Origin of the sequence: Chitinophaga solisilvae, from assembly GCF_009928525.1 — a bacterium.
Lineage (GTDB): Bacteria > Bacteroidota > Bacteroidia > Chitinophagales > Chitinophagaceae > Chitinophaga > Chitinophaga solisilvae.
The window spans coordinates 434,565-453,999 of the sequence record NZ_JAABOK010000006.1 but is presented as its reverse complement, the minus strand read 5'-3'; the positions used below and the strand labels follow the sequence as shown (position 1 = coordinate 453,999).

The following is a 19,435-nucleotide window of genomic DNA, read 5'->3' as shown; positions in this document are numbered from 1 at the left end:
TCAACAGATTGCAGTTATATTACAATTGTTATCACCAAACTATTGTCATGAGAGCGATCTATACCTGCCTGTTATACTGCCTGACTGGCATACTGGCTGTTTCCTGCCAGAAGAAAAACGATAAGACCATCATTTCCCAGCCTGGCGACTACAGCGCAATTGATCAGATACTGACAGATTCCGTGCCTTCCGTTTTCGGAGGCAAATGTTTTGCCGTATTGCATATTAACGGGCAACCGGCCTACAGCAGAAGTTTCGGGGGCTACACCGGAGATACACGGCTGCTTATCGCCTCCTGTACCAAATGGTTGTCAGCAGCCGTACTGATGCGGCTCGCTGATGAGGGAAAAATCAATCTGACAGATACTGCCGGAAAATATCTGCCCATACTTACCGCCAACGGCAAAGGAAAAATAACCATTGCGCAGCTGTTCTCCCATACTTCCGGCTTCCCCGGCAATTCGCAGCAGGGATACGAATCCGATGCCTTCACCACGCTGGAAGCTGCTGTTAATAACATTGCCCGGAATGTGCCGCTGCAAAGTACCCCCGGAACTACCTTCAACTATGGCGGCGTGAGTATGCAGGTAGCAGGGCGGATCTGTGAAGTAGTGAGCGGGAAAGACTGGAAGACGCTGGCGGCAGAAAAAATCTTCCGGCCCTGCGGCATGAATAATACCGACTACGGTCTCACTGCCAACCCGCTTATCGGCGGCGGCGCACGGAGTACCGCCAACGACTATATGAAATTTCTGAATATGCTGCTGCAGAAAGGCGTTGCCTCCAACGGTACACGTGTGCTGAGCGCTGCAGCAATAGCTGCCATGGAGCAGGGCTATACGGGTCTTACAACAGTAGCCTACTGCCCCTATCCGCTGGTATGGCTGAATACAACACAGTTCTATGGTATCGGTAACTGGCGCGACTTCACCGGCGCCGGCGGCACACTCATTGAAAACAGCAGCCCCGGTGCATTTGGCAGCCATCCCTGGATCAACCACGAGAAAAATATCACCGGCATGATCTTTACATTTCTGCCTGACGGCTACCTCACCACGGCGCCTACCTGCCTGAAAATAAGGAAGGCCCTGCGCTGATCAGGTATCCAGGTAAGGAGAATAATAATGTATTTTCTGGTAGTCAGGTGAATGCCGCCCGGCGGCTGTCATAACCTCTCTGCGCATCTTATTGACCAGCGTGAGAAAATACAGGAAGATGCCTTCTATGGTAACAAAAAATATAGCCAGCAGAAAGCCTTTCAGGCTCATTACCGTACGCAGGATAACCGACCAGTGCAGGGTTAGCACCGGCGGCCGGTTGCTCTGTACCGGCATGAAATGCAGCGGATAAATAACGGTCAGCGGAAACGCTATCATCAATACAATGATGATATAACTCAACGGCCGGAAGGTATCGCGGAAAACTTTCAGCTCCTGTTCATTTTTCTTGAACAGCTGTATCAGCTTGCGGGCCTCCATTTCCAGGTGGTCTATCAGTTCTCTTTCCTTACGTATCTGCTCCCAGGTGTCTTTCGGCGGCATCTCTATCGCAGCGGAGCGGCCACCGCCATACTTCTCCCGCATTTCAGCAAAAGTATGGAGTACCACATCGTTGGCTTTAAACAGGCGGTCATCTTCCGAATAAATTTTTTCCAGTATATCAATTTCGGAAAATCCGCTGAAATGCCCGCGGCGTATATCTTCCACCAGGTGTTCGTTATAACGCATCAGGGTGGAGTTATACCAGCGGAAACGCCGCTGTCCCAGCCCGTGTATAATTTTATTCCGGTCTATCACCAGTTCTCCGAATCCGGAGATGATCGCATTAACTTTCTCATTCATACCGATAAGCCGGGAAATAAGAAAGGCAGCGATGATACCGATCAACGCTGCCGCACTCTGGCAAAAAGAGCTGAAAAACCAGTTCCAGTCTGTATTCATCTGTCAGGTTTAAACAATAAGATCAGATTGTTGCTGCTGTTTTCTTCACAATTTCACTGGAGGGCAGGCGGAACCACTCTTTCGCATAAGGCTTCAGCAGATTTGACGCCACTGCGGGGCCCCAGCTACCGGACTTATAGAACTGCAGCTGTTTGGACGGATTCTTCTTCCAGGCATCCAGCACCGGCATTACCACTTTCCAGGCGGCTTCCACCTGGTCGGCACGCATGAACAGCGTGGCATCGCCGTGTAATACGTCCAGCAGCAGGGCTTCATATGCCTCCGGCAATGTTTCCGTATAGGCGTCCTGGTAGGTGAAATCCATCTCTACCGGTACCAGCTTCATCTGCAGACCCGGCACCTTGCTTTCAAACAGCAGGCTTATCTCCAGCTCCGGCTGAATACTGATGATGAGCCGGTTGGGTACAATATCATCCTTGAAAATCTTATGCGGCGAATCCTTGAACTGCACAACAATCACAGAAGACTGGCGCGTCATCGATTTCCCCGTGCGCAGGAAGAAAGGCACACCTTCCCAGCGTTTATTATCAATAAACAGCTTCATGGCCACAAAGGTTTCGGTGTTGGACTCCGCCGCCACATGCTCTTCCTGGCGATAGGCCACTGCCGGCACCTCATTGATTTCGCCGGCGGTGTATTGTCCGCGGATCACCTGTTTGAACACCTGCGCGGCAGTAAATGGCCGCACACTTTTCAGCACTTTCGTTTTGGCGTCGCGGATAGTTTCTGCCTTATAAGCGCCGGGGCAATCCATCCCGACAATGCATAACAGCTGCAGCAGGTGGTTCTGTATCATATCCCGCAGCGCTCCGCTGCTGTCGTAATATCCGCCGCGCTTGCCCACGCTCACCTGTTCCGCCACGCTGATCTGAATATGATCTATATATTTTTTATTCCACAAGGGTTCAAACACATAGTTGGCAAAACGAAAAGCCATAATATTCTGCACCGTTTCCTTGCCCAGGTAATGATCGATACGGTATATCTGCTTCTCATCAAACCGCTTTACCAGAAACTGATTCAGCTTCTTAGCAGATGCCAGATCGGTACCGAAAGGCTTCTCCACCACAATACGATGCTGATTCCTGTTATTACACAGCTTATGCATATACAGCGCCGCTGCAATGGTTTCAATAAACCGCGGAGCCGTGGCAAAATAAAACATCCGGATTCCCCGTTGCTTGCTTTCTGTCTCAAAGGCAGTTATCTCATTCTTCAGCTGCATGTAGGTATCTTCCTTATTAAAATCTCCCTGCAGATAATAAATATGCTCTGCAAATGCTTCCCACTGGCGGGGATCTGCCTTCCCGCTCCGGCTGAACTCATTTACCCCGGACAATAACTCCTTTTTAAAAACATCTATATCAGATGGCAAAAAATCAACACACCAGATAGAAAATATTGCCGGCAGATGATTGGCAATATACAGGTTATACAAAGCTGGGATGAGCTTACGCCTGGTAAGATCCCCTTTTGCCCCGAAAATAGTAACGGCAGATGGATAGGCTTTTCTCGGCTTCATGACAACATTTTTCTAAATTTAGTTATTTTATTATTTAGTTATTTAAGATTTGATTTATGGATTTTGGAATTTTGGAATTTTTTGATTTACGGATTTATTAAATGCAGCGGAGATTTAAGCGGAATTATTCGCTAAATTCTTCGCTGCATTTAATAAATCCGTAAATCAAAAAATTCCAAAATCCGTAAATCAAATCTCAAATAACCAAATAACCAAATAATAAAATACTATCTGTTCCTGGTTAGCAGTTTCTTCAGGCTGCCGCCCCATATTCTGGCGAGGTTCAGGGGGAGCCACAGGGGTGGGCATACCATTATAAGAAAGATGGAAAAGTACCAGGGATTACCGGAAGAGCGGAGGGAAAAAAGGTGCTTTATAAATTTACTTACCGACAGTTTTTTGAGTGTATGGATGCCGGTAGTGGCTTCGTTCATCACGAGGCGGATGCCGGGATCTGTCAGGAGGGTGAATCCTTTTCTTCCTGCGCGGATGGTAAATTCATAGTCAGAGAGATAATGTGGGAGCAGGTGTGGACGGAAACCTCCGGCAGACTTAAACGCCGGCGCTTTCATGAACAGGCCGCGGGTAGACAGGCAGTTGATATCTTCCTTGCCGGTTACATTGGTGAAAGACATTTTTTTCCAGTTGATATGTACGCCTGCATCCAGCAGTACGCCGGTTTGCTTGCTCCAGGCCTGCGATACCAGCAGCGTATCAGGGTATTGCATGACAAATTCCACACCTTTGCGCAGGTAGTCTGTACCGAACTCAACATCATCGTTGAGGATCAGTACCACATCATCGGGATGCGCGGAGTTTTTCATCACCCACTGATAACCTTGCTGCAAGCTGCCGCCCCACCACCAGTTACCGTTGCCGGTGATAATGGTAGCAGCGGGCAGCAGTGAAGTGACCATCTCCGCGGTGCCGTCTGTGGAACCGTCGTCAATCAGCACCAGGTGATAATGGGGATAGTCCTGCTGCAGCAGGGATGACATAAAATTGCGGGTTATCTCTTTCCGGTTGTGAACAGGCAGTAATATCAACACCTTTCCTTTCATAAATACAGTTTTCTTTTGCAGATGGTAATAAATGGTCGTCTCCGTAGCAGTCTGCCCAGCGCATGGAATATAACGCTGATGGTTATACGTAATTTTAAGGTAATTACATTACAACAGTGATTACATGACAATATACGTATGAAGATAAAGGCCAGTATGGTGATAGCAGGCGAACGGGTTACATCGGATAAGTTAAAATTGCAGCTGGAAAAGATGGGCAGAAAAGGGAGTATCGGGGATAATTCACAACGGTATTGGGTTTAGCAGGAATTCATTATCTGCAAAATTATCCACATAGAGAGGCATAACTGCATGACAGTTTCATCATCATCTTAATCATGATGCCGTAATACTGCGTTACTGCTTATGGCTGCGGAACAGATAGGATAATATTTTCTGCAGCATAGCGCCGGCAGTACTGTTAATATCTCCGGAAACGCGGAACAGCAATATGCCACCGATAAATACCACAGCAAACAATGCGCCCCGGAGGCAGATATCAGCCAGGGCCGACGGGGCGGCAGGCAGCCACACCGCCGCCAGCCACGCACTGATGGCTATCAGGATGGCTTTGCCTGTAGCGGCTGTAAAAGGTAACAAACCGAATTTCTTCCAGATAAACAAACAACGTACGGTATTAAAAACAAACATAGACAGCAATGCGGCATACCCCGTACCATCCAGTCCGTATTTTTCTATCAGCACAACATTAAGCGGTACAGATAATGCCAGCAGTATGCCGGAGCTGTAAAGATCAAAGCGCCACCAGCGGGAAGTGCTCAGCAGCTGGCTGTTAAGGCCCGTGCCCATATCAATCACCTTTGACAGTCCCAGCAGGAAAACCGCATATTTACCCACACTATATGACGGCGGCAGAAAGGAAAAGATGTTGTCGATATTCAGCCAGATAGCCAGGAAGATAAACAGTGCTGCAATCAGCTGCAGCAGGGAGGATTTCTGGTAAATCTCTCCTATCTTCTCCATATCGCGCTCTTTCCATGACTGTGCCAGCACCGGCGTGGCAATTCCTGCAATACTGCGTTGCGGCACCTGTATCAGGGTAGCAATATAATAGGCAATGCTCAGGTATGCCACATGCTTCAATCCCTGCCGGCTGGAAATAATGAGGCTGCCTATATTCTGCGCCAGCAGCGAGAAAATGGTTGCGCCCAGTAACGATAACGAGTACACGGCCATCCGGGGAAACAACCTCCTGGTAACATTGCTCATCCGGAAGGTGAAGTGCAGCATTTTTCGCCGGCGGAGGTATACCAGCAATATCACCAGCGTAAAACCGCTCAGCAGGGAAAAGAGCCACATGAAGGCGGTGAAGCTGATCCAATGCAGGTAGCAGGCTATTACCAGCGCAGTGGTAGCCACCCTTACCACTACCTCCTTCAGAAAATTAGGCAGCACCGTCTGGTGCCGGGAGCCGCTGTAGCTCTCGAACAGCCCGAACAGGCTGAAGAAAAAAACATATGGATACAACAGGTAGAAGTAAGATATAAACAAGGGAGAATTGGCAGCATATTCCCGGAGTATCCAGTTATGAAACACGAAGGTTGCCAGAACAAATAAAAAGAAGCCCAGCAATGAAAACAGGAAAGCCCAACTAATCAAGTCGTTATCTTTCTCCTTCAGATGACTGGCATAGTATGGAAAGAAACGGTTAACAGATGGTCCGGTGCTCAGGGTACAGAAGGGAACAAGGATAACGCCTATATCCAGGAAGAGGCGGGTCAGCGCAAATTCGTCATCTGAAAAAAAATGCGGAAACAGCAGCAGGGTATTGATTCCTCCCACCAGGAAGCCGAAATAGATCAGTACGGTGGATTTTAAGCTCTGGTGTTTTACTACTCCCATTAATTCTTTTCCGGTGATTTGTTAGCTGGTTCTCCTGCGCAATAATACATTAAAAACATCAGCCACCTATCAGGCGGGCGATACCGAAAGCGCAACCGGCGGCGATAGTACCTATTACGGCTACACGCAGACCACCCCGGAGCGGTTCCAGCCCGGTTATACGGCTCTTGGCATATCCGAAAACAAAAAGACAGGCAATAGTGACGGCGGCGGATATTTTTAGTCCTTCCAGCCCTTCGTTCACGAAGAAATAGGGCATCAGCGGAATCAGTCCGCCTATAATATAGGACACCCCGATATTTAAAGCGCTTTTGGTAGCGCGGCGTGCATCCGGTTTTTCCAGGCCCAGTTCATACTTCATCATAAAGTCCGCCCAGCGGTCCTTATCAGCAATCAGTTCTGCAGCGGCTTTCACCTGCAGCTCCCGGCTGAGTCCCAGCTCCGCGAAGAAGGTTTCCACCTCTTCCCGTTCCCTGTCGGGCACTGTCTCAATCTCGGCATATTCACGGCGAAGCTCACTTTCATAATGGTCTACTTCCGTCTTTCCCGCCAGGTAACCTCCCAATCCCATTGCAATGGACCCTGCCGCAATTTCCGCCAGCCCGGCCACCACAATAAGATTTACATCCTTCACGGCGCCGCTGAGCCCTGCAGCCAGCGCAAAAGGCACCGTCAGCCCATCGGACATACCAATAACAATATCCCGCAGCAACGCCGATCCTGTAAAATGTTGTTCCTGATGCTCCATAGTATCATTTAAGATTTATTTATTTGAGATTTATTTATTTAAAATGCAGCGAAGATAAAAGCGGATTATCCCGGCAGTATTAAAAAAATACAAAAACACATCAACATCCCCAAACAAACACTTTATCTCCGCTGCATTTTAAATAAATAAATCTCAAATGAATAAATCTCAAATATAGTTATCTTTGCTGCGGATCAAATTTGCAAATGAGGAAAGCAACGGCCATATTTTTATTTCTGGTTTACCTGCTTGGCACTACGGATGCTAATCAGTTGCTGCGTTTGCCATTGCTGATAGAACATTATCAGAAACATCAGCAGGAAGATCCCCATATTACCCTGACATCATTTCTGAAGTTACATTATATAGATGAGCAACCTTTTGATGATGATTATCAACAGGACATGCAGTTGCCATTTAAATCTCCTGACGCCATCTGCATGGTAATGCCCACGCTTGTTCCCGCCCCGGTTACCCTGTTTGTCCCTGTAAAGGAGATACTACGGGAAAACTATCTGCTCAAAAATGAAGGCGCGCCTATGTACAGGCTGCCGGATAATGTTTTCCAGCCTCCGAAGATGAACCTGTTTTAATTATACTCATCATAAACAGGAATTACGAATTACGAATGATGAATGGCGAATATTGAGCGAAGATCAAAGCGGAGATATCTGTAATGTTATTGCGAATATGCTTTGATAACATCAGGTGCTGATATCTTTGGTGCGATCCACACTCGTTATTCATCCGCTGTAATGCGTAATTGATTCGTCAATTTTACGAACACATTTTCATGTTAAACAGAATTATTCAGTTTTCAATCAGCAACAAGCTGATTGTTGGCTTGTTTGTACTGGCACTGATAGGCTGGGGAAGTTATGCTGTTACCCGGCTGCCTATAGATGCAGTGCCTGATATTACCAACAACCAGGTGTTAATTATTTCTTCCGCTCCCAGCCTGGGAGCGCCGGATGTAGAACGGTTTATCACAGTGCCGGTAGAGCAGGCAACACGCAATATTCCGGGCATTATCGAACAGCGGAGCTTTTCGCGGTTTGGGCTGAGCCTTGTGACTATTGTGTTTAATGATGCCACCGATGTATACTGGGCACGGCAGCAGGTGAGCGAGCGGCTGGCACAGGTGCGGCAGCAGATACCGCCGGGCATGACAGAACCTGAGCTGGGGCCGGTTACCACCGGGCTGGGAGAAATATTTCAATATGTGGTAAAGCCTAAACCCGGTTATGAAGGCAAATATGACCTGACCTCCCTGCGGGATATCCAGGACTGGCTGGTAAGGCGGCAGCTGCTCGGTACGGAAGGCGTGGCGGATGTCAGCAGCTTCGGAGGAACCGTAAAACAATACGAGGTGGCTGTCAGCCCTGAGAAATTAAAGAGCTTTCAGCTGACCATCGCCGATGTATATAAAAGTCTGGAAGCCAATAACCAGAACACCGGTGGCGCCTATATTGAAAAAGGCCCCAATGTGTTATTCATCCGCAGCGAGGGCCTGGTACAGCACCTGGAGGACATCGGGAATATTGCGGTAAAACGCATCAACGGCGCTATGCCCGTGTTGGTAAGGGATGTAGCTACCGTAAAAATGGGTACTGCCATCCGTTACGGCGCAACGGTATTCAACGATCAGGGGGAAGTAGCCGGTGCGGTGGTGATGATGCTCAAAGGCGGTAACAGCAACCAGGTCATCAAAAATATCAAGGAGAAAATCAGGGAGATAGAAAAAACATTGCCGGAAGGCGTGGTCATAGAAGCATTCCTCGACAGGACCAAAATGGTGGACAATGCTATCTCCACGGTAGAACGCAATCTGCTGGAAGGCGCCGCCATCGTAATTCTTGTGCTGGTCATCTTCATGGGTAATATACGCGCGGGGCTGATAGTAGCATCTGTAATACCGCTCTCCATGCTGTTTGCGCTGATTCTGATGAACATCTTCGGGGTGAGCGGCAACCTGATGAGCCTGGGAGCGCTCGACTTCGGGCTGCTTGTAGATGGCGCCGTTATCATCATTGAAGCCGTTATGCACAAGCTGACCAAAGGCGCTATGCTGCGTAATACCAGGGAGCTGACGCGGGAACAGATGGATGCAGAAGTAGCTGCTTCTGCCAAAAGTATGATGAACAGCGCGGCATTCGGACAGGTCATCATTCTGATTGTATACCTGCCCATCCTTTCCCTTCAGGGCATTGAAGGCAAAATGTTCCGTCCTATGGCGGAAACGGTGTCCTTTGCAATACTGGGCGCCTGCCTCCTGTCGCTCACCTATGTTCCGATGATGGGAGCACTCTTCCTCAACAGAAAGTTAAGTCATAAAGACAGCTTTGCAGATAAGATGATGGAGCGGGTGAAGCGGCTGTACGACCCGTTGCTACGGCGTGCCATGCGTGTACCGGCGGCCATCGTAGCTACAGGCGTGGTATTATTTGTGATAGCTGCCTTTATCCTTTCCCGCATGGGCGGCGAATTCATCCCCCAGCTGGAAGAAGGTGACTTTGCCGTAGACACCCGGCTGCTGCCCGGTTCATCTCTCACCACTACCGTTAATACCACCAGGCAGTCTGCCGGCCTGCTGTTAAAGCAATTCCCTGAAGTAGAAAAAGTAGTGACCAAAATAGGCGCAGGTGAAATCCCGACCGATCCCATGCCGATGGAGGCTGCCGATATGATGGTAATACTGAAACCTAAAAGTGAATGGACCAGCGCCTCCACCTTCCCGGAGCTGGCCGGCAAAATGAGCAAGGCGCTGGAAGAAATCCCCGGTATTACCACCGGATTCCAGTTCCCGGTACAGATGCGCTTCAACGAGCTGATGACGGGCGCCCGCCAGGATGTGGTATGTAAAATTTTCGGCGACGACCTGGATTCGCTGGCGATGTATGCGGATAAAATAGGACGCATCATCAAAACTGTACCCGGTGCGAAAGACCTCTATACTGAAACGGTGACAGGCGTGGCGCAGCTGGTAGTCAGCTACAACCGCGAAGCTATTGCCCGGTACGGCGCCTCAGTAGCCGATGTGAACAATACGATACAGTCTGCCTATGCCGGCGCTACCGCCGGACTGGTATTCGAGGGCGACAGAAGATACGACCTCGTGGTGCGCATGAACGAAAATGAAAAGAAAGACCTCAGCGAAATCAACAACCTGCCGGTAGGGCTTCCCAACGGAGAGCAGGTGCCGCTGAATATGCTTGCAACCATTGACATACAGGATGGTCCTTATCAGATACAACGCGAAGATGCCCGGCGCAGGATCACCGTTGGCTTCAACGTACGAGGCCGCGATGTACAGAGCATTGTACAGGAGCTGCAGCAGAAGGTAAAGCGCCAGCTGAAGTTTCAGCCGGGGTATTATATCACCTATGGCGGCCAGTACGAAAATCTGCAGCATGCTACCAAACGGCTCAGTATAGCCTTACCGGTAGCGCTGCTGCTCATCTTCCTCATGTTGTTTTTCGCATTCCGTAAATTAAAATATTGCCTGCTGATTTTCTCTGCCATCCCCTTGTCGGCCATCGGCGGCGTATTTGCCCTCTGGCTGCGGGATATGCCTTTCAGCATATCGGCGGGCATAGGATTTATTGCGTTGTTCGGCGTAGCCGTACTGAATGGTATAGTGCTGATCGGCGAAATGAACCAGTTAAAAAATGATGGTATGACCAACATCCGCGAAATCATTTTCAAAGCTACGCACGACAGGTTACGTCCTGTGCTGATGACGGCTACTGTGGCTTCTCTCGGCTTTCTGCCGATGGCGCTCAGCAACGGCGCAGGAGCAGAAGTGCAACGCCCGCTGGCAACAGTGGTAATCGGCGGACTGATCACCGCCACGCTGCTCACACTGGTGGTATTGCCTGCTCTCTTCCTGTTATTTGAAGAAGGATGGAAACCTAAAAAAGCAGCTGCCGCTACCGGCATCATACTGCTGCTGCTCTTCCCATCGCTGATGCACGCACAGTCAGTACCTGCAGGAGCTATCACCCTGCAGGATGCTATCCGCACCGCACAGCAGCAAAACCTGCAGGTAAAGCTGAGCAGACAACAGGCAGCCTACTACGAAGCCCTGACACATACCCGCGCCGAGCTGACCAAAACCCAGCTGACAGCAGAACTGGGCAATGTCAACAGCATCGCATTTGACAACAGATTTTCACTTACGCAGAATTTCTCCCTGCCTGCCGTATATAAAAGGCAAAGACAGGTATATCAGCAGGAGTGGCAGCATGCGCAGCTGCAAACAACATTGCAGCAGGCAGACATCACCAGGATGGTGAAACTAGCCTACCTGGAATTACAATTCATACAGGCCAAAAATCAGCTGCTGCAGCAAACAGACAGCATCTTCTCCAACTATTCCCGGGTGGCCAGGCTTCGCTACAACAACGGCGAAAGCAACCTCCTGGAAAAAGCTACCCTGGAAAACCAGGAGCAACAGGTAAAGATGCAACTGGAACTGCTGCAGTCAGATCATAAAACCGCCGCCACCCAATTGGCTGCCCTGCTGCAGGTTCCGGGAACCCTCAGCGCAGCTGATACGCTTGCAGCAGCCATCATTGCGTTTGACAGCACCACGCTGCAGCAACATCCTTACCTGCAGCTGTATAAACAACAGCAGCAGGTATCTCAAAGTATGGCACAGCTGGAAAAAGCGCGCCTGTTGCCGGAATGGCTGCTCGGATATACCAACCAGTCTTTCATAGGCTGGCAGACTGACAAACAACGCAATGAAAGCTATTACACCGGCGCACGCCGCTTTTCTGCCGCACAGGTAGGCATCGGTATTCCCATCTTTACCGGCGCACAGAAAGCGAAAATCAAGGCAGCAGAACAAATGCAGGCCAGCGCCGCCACCGCCACAGCGGTAGCAGAAGTATCCCTGCGCACCCGCCTGGAACAAAACATGAACGACTATATGAAATTCCGGCAGGCCGTTCAATACTACCGCACGTCTGCCCTGCCACAGTCGGACATCATCGTGAATACCGCCAACATCAGCTATAAAAACGGCGAAATAGGATACATCGAATGGAGCACCCTTGTCAGCAACGCAATCACATTGCGCAGTCAATATATCGACGTGCTGAAAGAACTCAACATCCGCAAAACAGAACTGGAATATTTACTACAATACAATCAGCAATAAGATGCAGCAACCTATCATATATATAGCCATCGCCGCCATTTTACTTTCCTGTAAAGCAAAACCGGCAGCAGAGACGGAGAACATACAGGAAGATCATACCGCAGACAATATCGTTACGCTGGACAGCCTCCAGCGCAGGAATGCCGCCATTACGCTGGACACCGCACGTATCATGAATATGCATACCACCCTGCGTGCCAGCGGTATTGTAGATGTACCACCGCAGAACCTTATCTCTGTCAGCTTCCCTTCCGGCGGCTATCTCAAAAGCACCACCATGCTCCCCGGCCTGCAGGTTACCAGAGGCCAGATACTTGCCACCATGGAAGATCAGAGCTTTATACAACTGCAACAGGACTACCTCACTGCCAAAGCCAGTATGGAATACCTGTCTGCCGACATGGAACGCCAGCGCACCCTCAGCGAAGCTGACGCCATCAGCAAAAAGAAATACCAGCAGGTACTCAGCGAATTTAAAACTACGCAGGTAGCCCTTAAATCGCTGGGCGAAAGATTACGTATCATCAACATCAATCCGGATAAACTCACCGTCGGCAGTATCTCCCGGACTGTGCCCGTATATTCTCCCATCAACGGCTATGTCACGAAAGTGAATGTGAACATCGGCAAATATGTAATGCCCGGTGATGTGATGTTTGAGCTGGTAAACCCTGACGACATCCACGCTGCCGTCACCATCTTCGAGAAAGACATCACCTCTTTCCACAAAGGGCTGAAAGGTAAAGTAACCCTGGCAGACAAAAGCGGCAAAGAATACGACATAGAAACCATTCTCGTCACCAAAAACATTACCGACAACCGCAACGGATTAATTCACTGCCACTTTGAAAATCCCGGTCATGACCTCCTGCCCGGCATGTTCCTCAATGCCACCTTCGAAATGGACAACCAGCTGGCACTGGCCGTACCCGAAGCATCCGTACTCCGCTATATGGGCAAGGAATATATCTTTACCACCACCGATAACAACGCTTACACCCTTACACCTGTTACCACCGGCAGAAGAGAAAATCAGTTTGTTCAGATAACTTCCGGAGAAGCCCCGCTGAAAAATGTAAAAATAGTAGTACAGGGAGCGTATGCATTGCTGGGAAAGATGAAGAATAAAGCTGAAGATTAATTACAGATTTAATTACGAATTACGAATTGCGAATTACGAATGAGGAGCGAAGATCTAAGCGGATAAAGAATTTACTTCTTCGCTTATGTCTTCGCTCCTCATTCGTAATTCGCAATTCGTAATTCGTAATTAAATTATTTCATCATTCTTTCCAACATCGGTCTTTTCGCTAAAGGAATAGAATCCCTGAGATATTTTTCCATCATGAGGTTGGCGATAGGTACAGCAAAGAGTGCGCCGGTGCCGGCATTTTCCACGATAACGGCGATGGCTATACGTGGATTATCGCGGGGGGCGAAGGCTACGAATACCGAGTGGTCCTTGAGGTCGGTGACAACACCATTGACGCGGCCTCTGTTCTGGGCGGTGCCTGTTTTGCCGCATACCGCGATACCGTCTATCCGGGCGCCTTTACCCGTGCCGTGTGCCACTACGTCTTCCATACCATATACGACGGAGTGGTAGGCTGTATCGGACACATGGGCCACTACATGCTTTTCCCGGAAGCTGCGCAGCAGGGTATCGTCGGCATGATCGATATGATCTACAAAGTGGGGAGTATAGTAGTAGCCACGGTTGGCGATGATACACATGGCGTTGGCCATCTGCATGGGAGTAACAGCCACTTTCCCCTGTCCCATGCCTACGTATAGTTCAGAGCAGGAGTTCCAGGCGCCATGGTATTCCCTGTTGAGTGCAGCGGTGTCGGCCACGATGCCGGGATGCTCACCGGGGATGTCTACTCCCAGGCGGTGGCCCAGCCCAAAGCTGGCCATATATTCCCGCCACCGGGCATGCCCTTTTTTTACGCCACCCCATTTGTCGCTGTCAACCATCAGCCGGTACAGGTGGAGGAAGTAGGCGTTGCACGAATGCGACATCGCCAGGCGGAGATTGTCCGCATGTCCGGCATCGCTGTGCAGGCAACCGATACGCCTGCCACAACTGAAGTAGCCGCCGTGGCAGGGATAACCGAAAGCCGGTGTGATAACACCCTCATCCAGCGCAGCCAGCGCGGTGAGCGGCTTCATGGCAGATCCGGGCTGATAGGTGGCTTGTATACCCCGGTTCAGAAAAGGTCTGGAGGAATCTGCCAGCAGCTGACTGATGTTTTTCGTACGCTCGGTACCCGTTAGCAGGTTAGGATCAAACGAAGGACCGCTCACCATAGCCAGCACGCCGCCCGTAGCAGGATCTATGGCTACGATGCTGCCTGTTTTATTATGCATCAGCTGCTCTCCCAGTACCTGTAGTTCTATATCCAGGGAGAGCTGCAGGTTCTTTCCGGCGATGGCGGCCGTATCATAGGCGCCGTTTTCCAGGGAGCCCTGCGGCCTGTTCAGGTTATCCTTTACTATGTACTGAATACCACGCTGCCCCATCAATACACGCTCATAGGTCTTCTCCAGTCCGGCCAGCCCTATGTAATCGCCTGACTGGTAATCTGCATACCTTTCCATCTTCAGCATACCGGGAGAGATCTCACCGATATAACCCAGGATATTGGCGGCAGCACGGTACGGGTACGAGCGGACAGGCCGCGGCACCAGCTCAAAGCCGGGCTGCAGCAGGTACATCCCTTCCTGCAGCCGGCTGTGAACCGCGGCAGGCAATAATCCGGCAAATACCGAAGGACGTACCTTTCCGTTCTTCCGAACGGCATCGGCTATACGGGAATTAAATTCCGTCTTATCTATCTGCAGGATCCTGCACAGGTAGGCGGTATCTACATTACGTACAGCCGACGGCGTTACCATCAGGTCGTACAGGATGTCATTTCCGAGGATGCTCCGGTTATGCCTGTCCAGGATAAGCCCTCTGCCGGGGTAAATAATTTTTTTGAAAACAGCGTTGGCATCTGCCAGGCGGGAATATTTTTTTTCTACCAGCTGCAGGTAAGACAGCCTTGCTATGAGCAGCAGGGCGAGCGCGGTAATAATAAGAAGTATAATACGTTTTCTGGGCTGATGGTAAACGGGCATAAGATGTGATGGCAGTGCATCCTTTAGGATAGCAAAACTAAAACGTTACTGCATCAGGATCGCATCATAATAGATGAACGGCCGTTACATCTGATGACATGTCTTTTTACTTTTTTATTTCCTTGTAACCAGTGGTGCTGTCCCAGATCCAGCCAACGGAAGACCTGGTGATTTTATAAATCACATTACCCTGTTTATCTGTTTTTTCGGTGTCTTCGCCCTCTTCTGTTTCTTTAGTGATAATGTCCGGTCTGCCGTTTTTCTCTGCCGGGAACACAAAGGATTCAGTATGATAATACACGCCGGCATCGCCTACCTCCATTCTGGACGGAAGGCTCATCAGCCGGCCGTCTGTAGTCAGGGCATGATAGTAGTATTCGGTAGCAATACCACAGGCTTCTCCGCCGAAGCTGATGACAATGATGTGCTGTACGTTGGAAAGCCCCAGGCCGCTCATCACCTTAGTCTGTGAAAAACCGGATGATTCATCAGCAGGAATTTTCCACTGGCTGCTGGTAGTAAGCTTATCTGCCACTGCTATCTTCAGTTTGATGACAAACTTGTGCTGAACCGCTTTGTTGCCATCCTCATACGTAACGGTGGTATCTACCATTCTTTCTACCCCGAAGATGAATTTGGTTTCCCCACGGCGGATCTGCGGAAAAGATAAAAGCCCCTGCCAGATATATCCGGATTTCTCCTCCCCATTTTTGCTATAGGTAACCTTCACCCAGGGCAGGTCCAGCCTTTTCAGACTGAGCGTTTTCTCCGTCGTTTCCAGCGCTTTTACCTCCTGACCCAGCAGCAGGGTATCCAGTGGAGACTGTTTCGTATCAGGACTTGCGCGGACATAGGCGGTATCTGCGTAAATGTAACGTGTTTCGTCCTGACTGACACGCCAGGTATAAGGAGTTTCCTGTGCAGTTACGTTCAGGGATATGCAGACAAATGCTACAATTGTAAGAATAATTCTGATGTTCATTGCTAAAGTTAAAGTGCAAAGGTAGGGTAAAGGATCAGCATGGCAGGGGCGGGCAGCAGGTTATTAATAAAAATCACTGGTTCCGGTGATTTTAGGGGGTAACTGGTTCAGGCCATGGTACATGCGGGCTGTTATACCCACCTTTCTCCGGCAGCAAATTTTCAAAATCGCACGCCGCGATTGCCGGATAATTATTCCCCCACAACCAGACTAACAAATCCGATATCATATTAATCATCACCTCATCATCTTCCAGATCCTGTCGGAACAAAATATCCAGATAGTATTCAAAATGCAGGAATCCATCAGGAAATAGCTTTGACGCCTGCTCATTAAAATCCTTATTTATCCGGATATCCATATCAAAATAACCGCTGCTCCAACTTCCAAAAGGGCTGCCTTCCAAATCATATTTATCCGCGATTATTGATATCAGCGACTCGCGAGGCATATCAACAGCAATAAAAATCTTACAATACTTATCCATATGCTGTAAAAGTATTTCTCCCGTTCATAATTATTCCATAAAAAAAGCGGAGCCTTGCTCCGCTTTCCTCTTTAAGACTTCTTCCACACCGGCCGGCTCCACTTGCCTTTCTCTGTATCCAGCATCACTTCTTCATCTCCATATTTCACTTTACACTTACCTGGTACTGTGGAAAAAATTTCTGCTGTTTCCAGTTTTCCATCTTTCCATGTCATATTTACGGTGTAACCTCCGCGGGCGCGCAGTCCTTTTACGGAGCCGTCTTTCCATTCAGATGGCAGGGCGGGCAGTAACTCAATCCGCTCTTCGTGGCTCTGGACCAGCATCTCCGCAATACCGGCGGTAGCGCCGAAGTTACCGTCTATCTGAAATGGCGGATGCAGATCAAACAGGTTATAAGCGGTTTTATGCAGCAGGATGGAGTTGAATGCTTTTAATGCGTCGCTACCGTTTTTCAGTCTGGCCCACAGGTTGGTAATCCATGCAGCACTCCAGCCGGTATGTCCGCCGCCGTGCTGCAGGCGGTATTCCAGCGATTTGCGGGCAGCGGTCACATATTCAGGTGTGGTAATGGTATTGAAGGCATTGCCCGGATACAGGGCATACAGGTGCGAAAGGTGACGATGGCCTGGTTCTTTTTCCTTGTATGGCTGCGCCCATTCCAGCAGACGGCCGTCATCGCCGATGCGGGTAGTTAACAGGTTTAGGCGGGCAGCCTGCAGGCTGTCCAGGAATGTATCCTTATCCTGAACGATGGACGCTGCCTGCAATACGTTGGTGAACAGCTCCTGAATGATCTGCTGATCGTGCGAGGGGCCCATGCTGATAGTACCGTTGCTGCCATCCGGCGCTTCAAAAGCATTTTCCGGAGAGGACGCAGGACCTGATACCAGCTTACCGGTAACCGGATCTTTCACCAGCCAGTCCATATAAAAACGGGCTGCATTTTTCAACACCGGGTATATCTGCTGCAGGTATTTTTTATCCCGGGAGAAGGCATAATGTTCCCACAGATGCTGGCATATCCAGCCGCTGGCGCCGGAGGTAAGCCCCCAGGAAGGATGTTCTCCCGGTGAGGTAAAACCCCATACGTTAACAATCGGGCTGATACTCCAGCCACGCATCCCAAACTGTACGGCGGCCGACTTCGTAGCCGGCTTCTCTATGCTGCGGATAAAATCGGTCAGTGAAAGATGCAGCTCTCCCAGGTTGGTATTCTCTGCCAGCCAGTAGTTCATCTGTACGTTGATATCGGTATGATAATCCCCGTTCCACGGCGACTGTAGCTTGTTGCCCCAGATACCCTGCAGATTGGCCGGCAGCGAGCCCTGACGGGAAGAAGCTATCAGCAGGTACCTGCCGTATTGAAAATACAGCTGCGTAAGGAAGTTATCATTGCCGGCAGCTCTCATCCGTTGCAGGCGTTCATCAGTCGGGATATCATCCGGACTATCGGGAGCGGCCAAACGAAGATCCACGCGGTTATAAAATTGCTGGTAATCTTTGATATGTGATTGTCTCAGCTGCTGGTAAGACTGTCTGGCAGCGGATTCCAGTGCTTTGCCTACCAGGTTTTTGTAGTCCCTGCCGGTATAGGTGGGGTATACAGGCAGATAGCTGGTAGAAGCGGAAAGGTACAGCACCGCTTCGTCTGCGTTTTTTACAGTCAGCGTATTCCCGCTGCAGGACTGGCTTCCGCCGGTCAGCTTCGCACGCAGCCGCGCCATATATTCCATTCCGTTGCCACCTTTGCCGTCGGCCAGCACACCACTCATGACCAGATCGCCTTTATCGGCCGAGGTAGTAAAGCGTTCCGGGCGGTCCATCGTTAAAGAAAAGCTCAGGGCGCCTTTGCGGCTGGCAGTGAGTCTGATGGCCAGCACATTGGCGGGTGCGCTGATAAAATATTCACGGGTATAGGTGATCCCATCCTGTTCATAGCTGACCGCAGCGATGGCTTCTTTCAGGTTCAGGGAACGTTTGTAACGGGTGTAGGGACGCTGCCGGTGGAAATCTATACGCAGGTCACCCAGCGTCTGATAGGTGCCGAAAGGTACGTTGGCGCCGTTGCCATGTCCGGAACCTGCACCCTTGCATACCTGTGTGCGGTTAGTCAGTGCAGTGGCTTCCTTGAAACGGCCCTGGAACAGCAGGCTGCGGATCTCTGCCAGGTATTTTACGGCGTCGGGATTATCATTATCATCATGACTACCGCTCCACAGTGATTTTTCATTCAGCTGTACCCGTTCATGACTGACATCTCCGAAAACCATGGCGCCGATGTTACCATTACCGAGCGGCAATGCCTGCAGCCAGGCGGGATCATCTTTCCAGGCCAGGGGCGTATCTTTGGCAATAGCGTCTGCAGGACGCGTATACCAGAGCGACTGCGCATTTACGGAACCGGCCAGCATACAGGCCAGTATACACGAGATCACATGTTTCATAACGGATAACGGTTTGAAAGCCGAAAGATAATACAGTTATACGCCCCCGTTAATCTTATTTTAAGCGCCCATAATTG

Annotated in this window: 13 protein-coding genes; 4 read left to right on the top strand and 9 right to left on the bottom strand. The window is 49.9% G+C overall.

What is annotated here, in order from left to right:
• Positions 1–47: 47 nt before the first annotated feature.
• A complete protein-coding gene (locus GWG06_RS15185) occupies positions 48–1,097 on the top strand; it encodes a serine hydrolase domain-containing protein (RefSeq protein WP_160714199.1) in 1,050 nt (349 codons plus the stop codon).
• On the opposite strand, the gene GWG06_RS15180 is transcribed toward GWG06_RS15185, so the two are convergent.
• The 5 genes from GWG06_RS15180 to GWG06_RS15160 all read right to left on the bottom strand — a co-directional run bounded on the left by GWG06_RS15180 (position 1,098) and on the right by GWG06_RS15160 (position 7,155).
• Positions 1,098–1,940 carry a hypothetical protein gene (locus GWG06_RS15180; protein ID WP_160714197.1) on the bottom strand — a complete coding sequence of 281 codons (843 nt, stop codon included), beginning with the start codon at positions 1,938–1,940 and terminating at the stop codon, positions 1,098–1,100.
• Positions 1,941–1,962: 22 nt separating this feature from the next.
• Positions 1,963–3,483: a glucose-6-phosphate dehydrogenase gene (zwf, locus tag GWG06_RS15175; protein WP_160714195.1), complete on the bottom strand. Its 1,521-nt coding sequence runs from the start codon at positions 3,481–3,483 to the stop codon at positions 1,963–1,965.
• A gap of 227 nt (positions 3,484–3,710) precedes the next feature.
• Positions 3,711–4,544: a glycosyltransferase family 2 protein gene (locus GWG06_RS15170; protein WP_127037183.1), complete on the bottom strand. Its 834-nt coding sequence runs from the start codon at positions 4,542–4,544 to the stop codon at positions 3,711–3,713.
• Positions 4,545–4,901: 357 nt separating this feature from the next.
• The gene (locus GWG06_RS15165; RefSeq protein WP_160714193.1) at positions 4,902–6,407 is read right to left on the bottom strand and encodes an oligosaccharide flippase family protein; all 1,506 of its coding nucleotides are present in this window, start codon (positions 6,405–6,407) and stop codon (positions 4,902–4,904) included.
• 58 nt (positions 6,408–6,465) lie between these two features.
• Complete coding sequence (locus GWG06_RS15160) at positions 6,466–7,155, bottom strand: VIT1/CCC1 transporter family protein (protein ID WP_160714191.1); 690 nt, start codon at positions 7,153–7,155, stop codon at positions 6,466–6,468.
• A 206-nt stretch (positions 7,156–7,361) separates the two neighbouring features.
• Between GWG06_RS15160 and GWG06_RS15155 the strand changes: the two genes are divergently transcribed.
• From GWG06_RS15155 to GWG06_RS15145, 3 genes are all read left to right on the top strand, one after another.
• Positions 7,362–7,748, top strand: coding sequence for a hypothetical protein (locus tag GWG06_RS15155; protein ID WP_127037189.1), 387 nt, complete (start codon positions 7,362–7,364; stop codon positions 7,746–7,748).
• Positions 7,749–7,948: 200 nt separating this feature from the next.
• Positions 7,949–12,319, top strand: coding sequence for a CusA/CzcA family heavy metal efflux RND transporter (locus tag GWG06_RS15150; protein ID WP_160714189.1), 4,371 nt, complete (start codon positions 7,949–7,951; stop codon positions 12,317–12,319).
• A gap of 1 nt (position 12,320) precedes the next feature.
• Positions 12,321–13,460, top strand: coding sequence for an efflux RND transporter periplasmic adaptor subunit (locus GWG06_RS15145; RefSeq protein WP_160714187.1), 1,140 nt, complete (start codon positions 12,321–12,323; stop codon positions 13,458–13,460).
• A 134-nt stretch (positions 13,461–13,594) separates the two neighbouring features.
• On the opposite strand, the gene mrdA is transcribed toward GWG06_RS15145, so the two are convergent.
• From mrdA to GWG06_RS15125, 4 genes are all read right to left on the bottom strand, one after another.
• Complete coding sequence (gene mrdA, locus GWG06_RS15140; RefSeq protein ID WP_160714185.1) at positions 13,595–15,442, bottom strand: penicillin-binding protein 2; 1,848 nt, start codon at positions 15,440–15,442, stop codon at positions 13,595–13,597.
• A 106-nt stretch (positions 15,443–15,548) separates the two neighbouring features.
• Positions 15,549–16,424 (bottom strand): SH3 domain-containing protein, encoded by an 876-nt coding sequence (locus GWG06_RS15135; protein WP_160714183.1) that lies wholly within the window; start codon positions 16,422–16,424, stop codon positions 15,549–15,551.
• 91 nt (positions 16,425–16,515) lie between these two features.
• On the bottom strand, positions 16,516–16,911 hold the full coding sequence (locus tag GWG06_RS15130; RefSeq protein ID WP_160714181.1) for a 1,4-dihydroxy-6-naphthoate synthase: 396 nt from the start codon (positions 16,909–16,911) through the stop codon (positions 16,516–16,518).
• 71 nt (positions 16,912–16,982) lie between these two features.
• Positions 16,983–19,358 carry a glycoside hydrolase family 95 protein gene (locus tag GWG06_RS15125; RefSeq protein ID WP_160714179.1) on the bottom strand — a complete coding sequence of 792 codons (2,376 nt, stop codon included), beginning with the start codon at positions 19,356–19,358 and terminating at the stop codon, positions 16,983–16,985.
• Between the last annotated feature and the right edge of the window lie 77 nt (positions 19,359–19,435).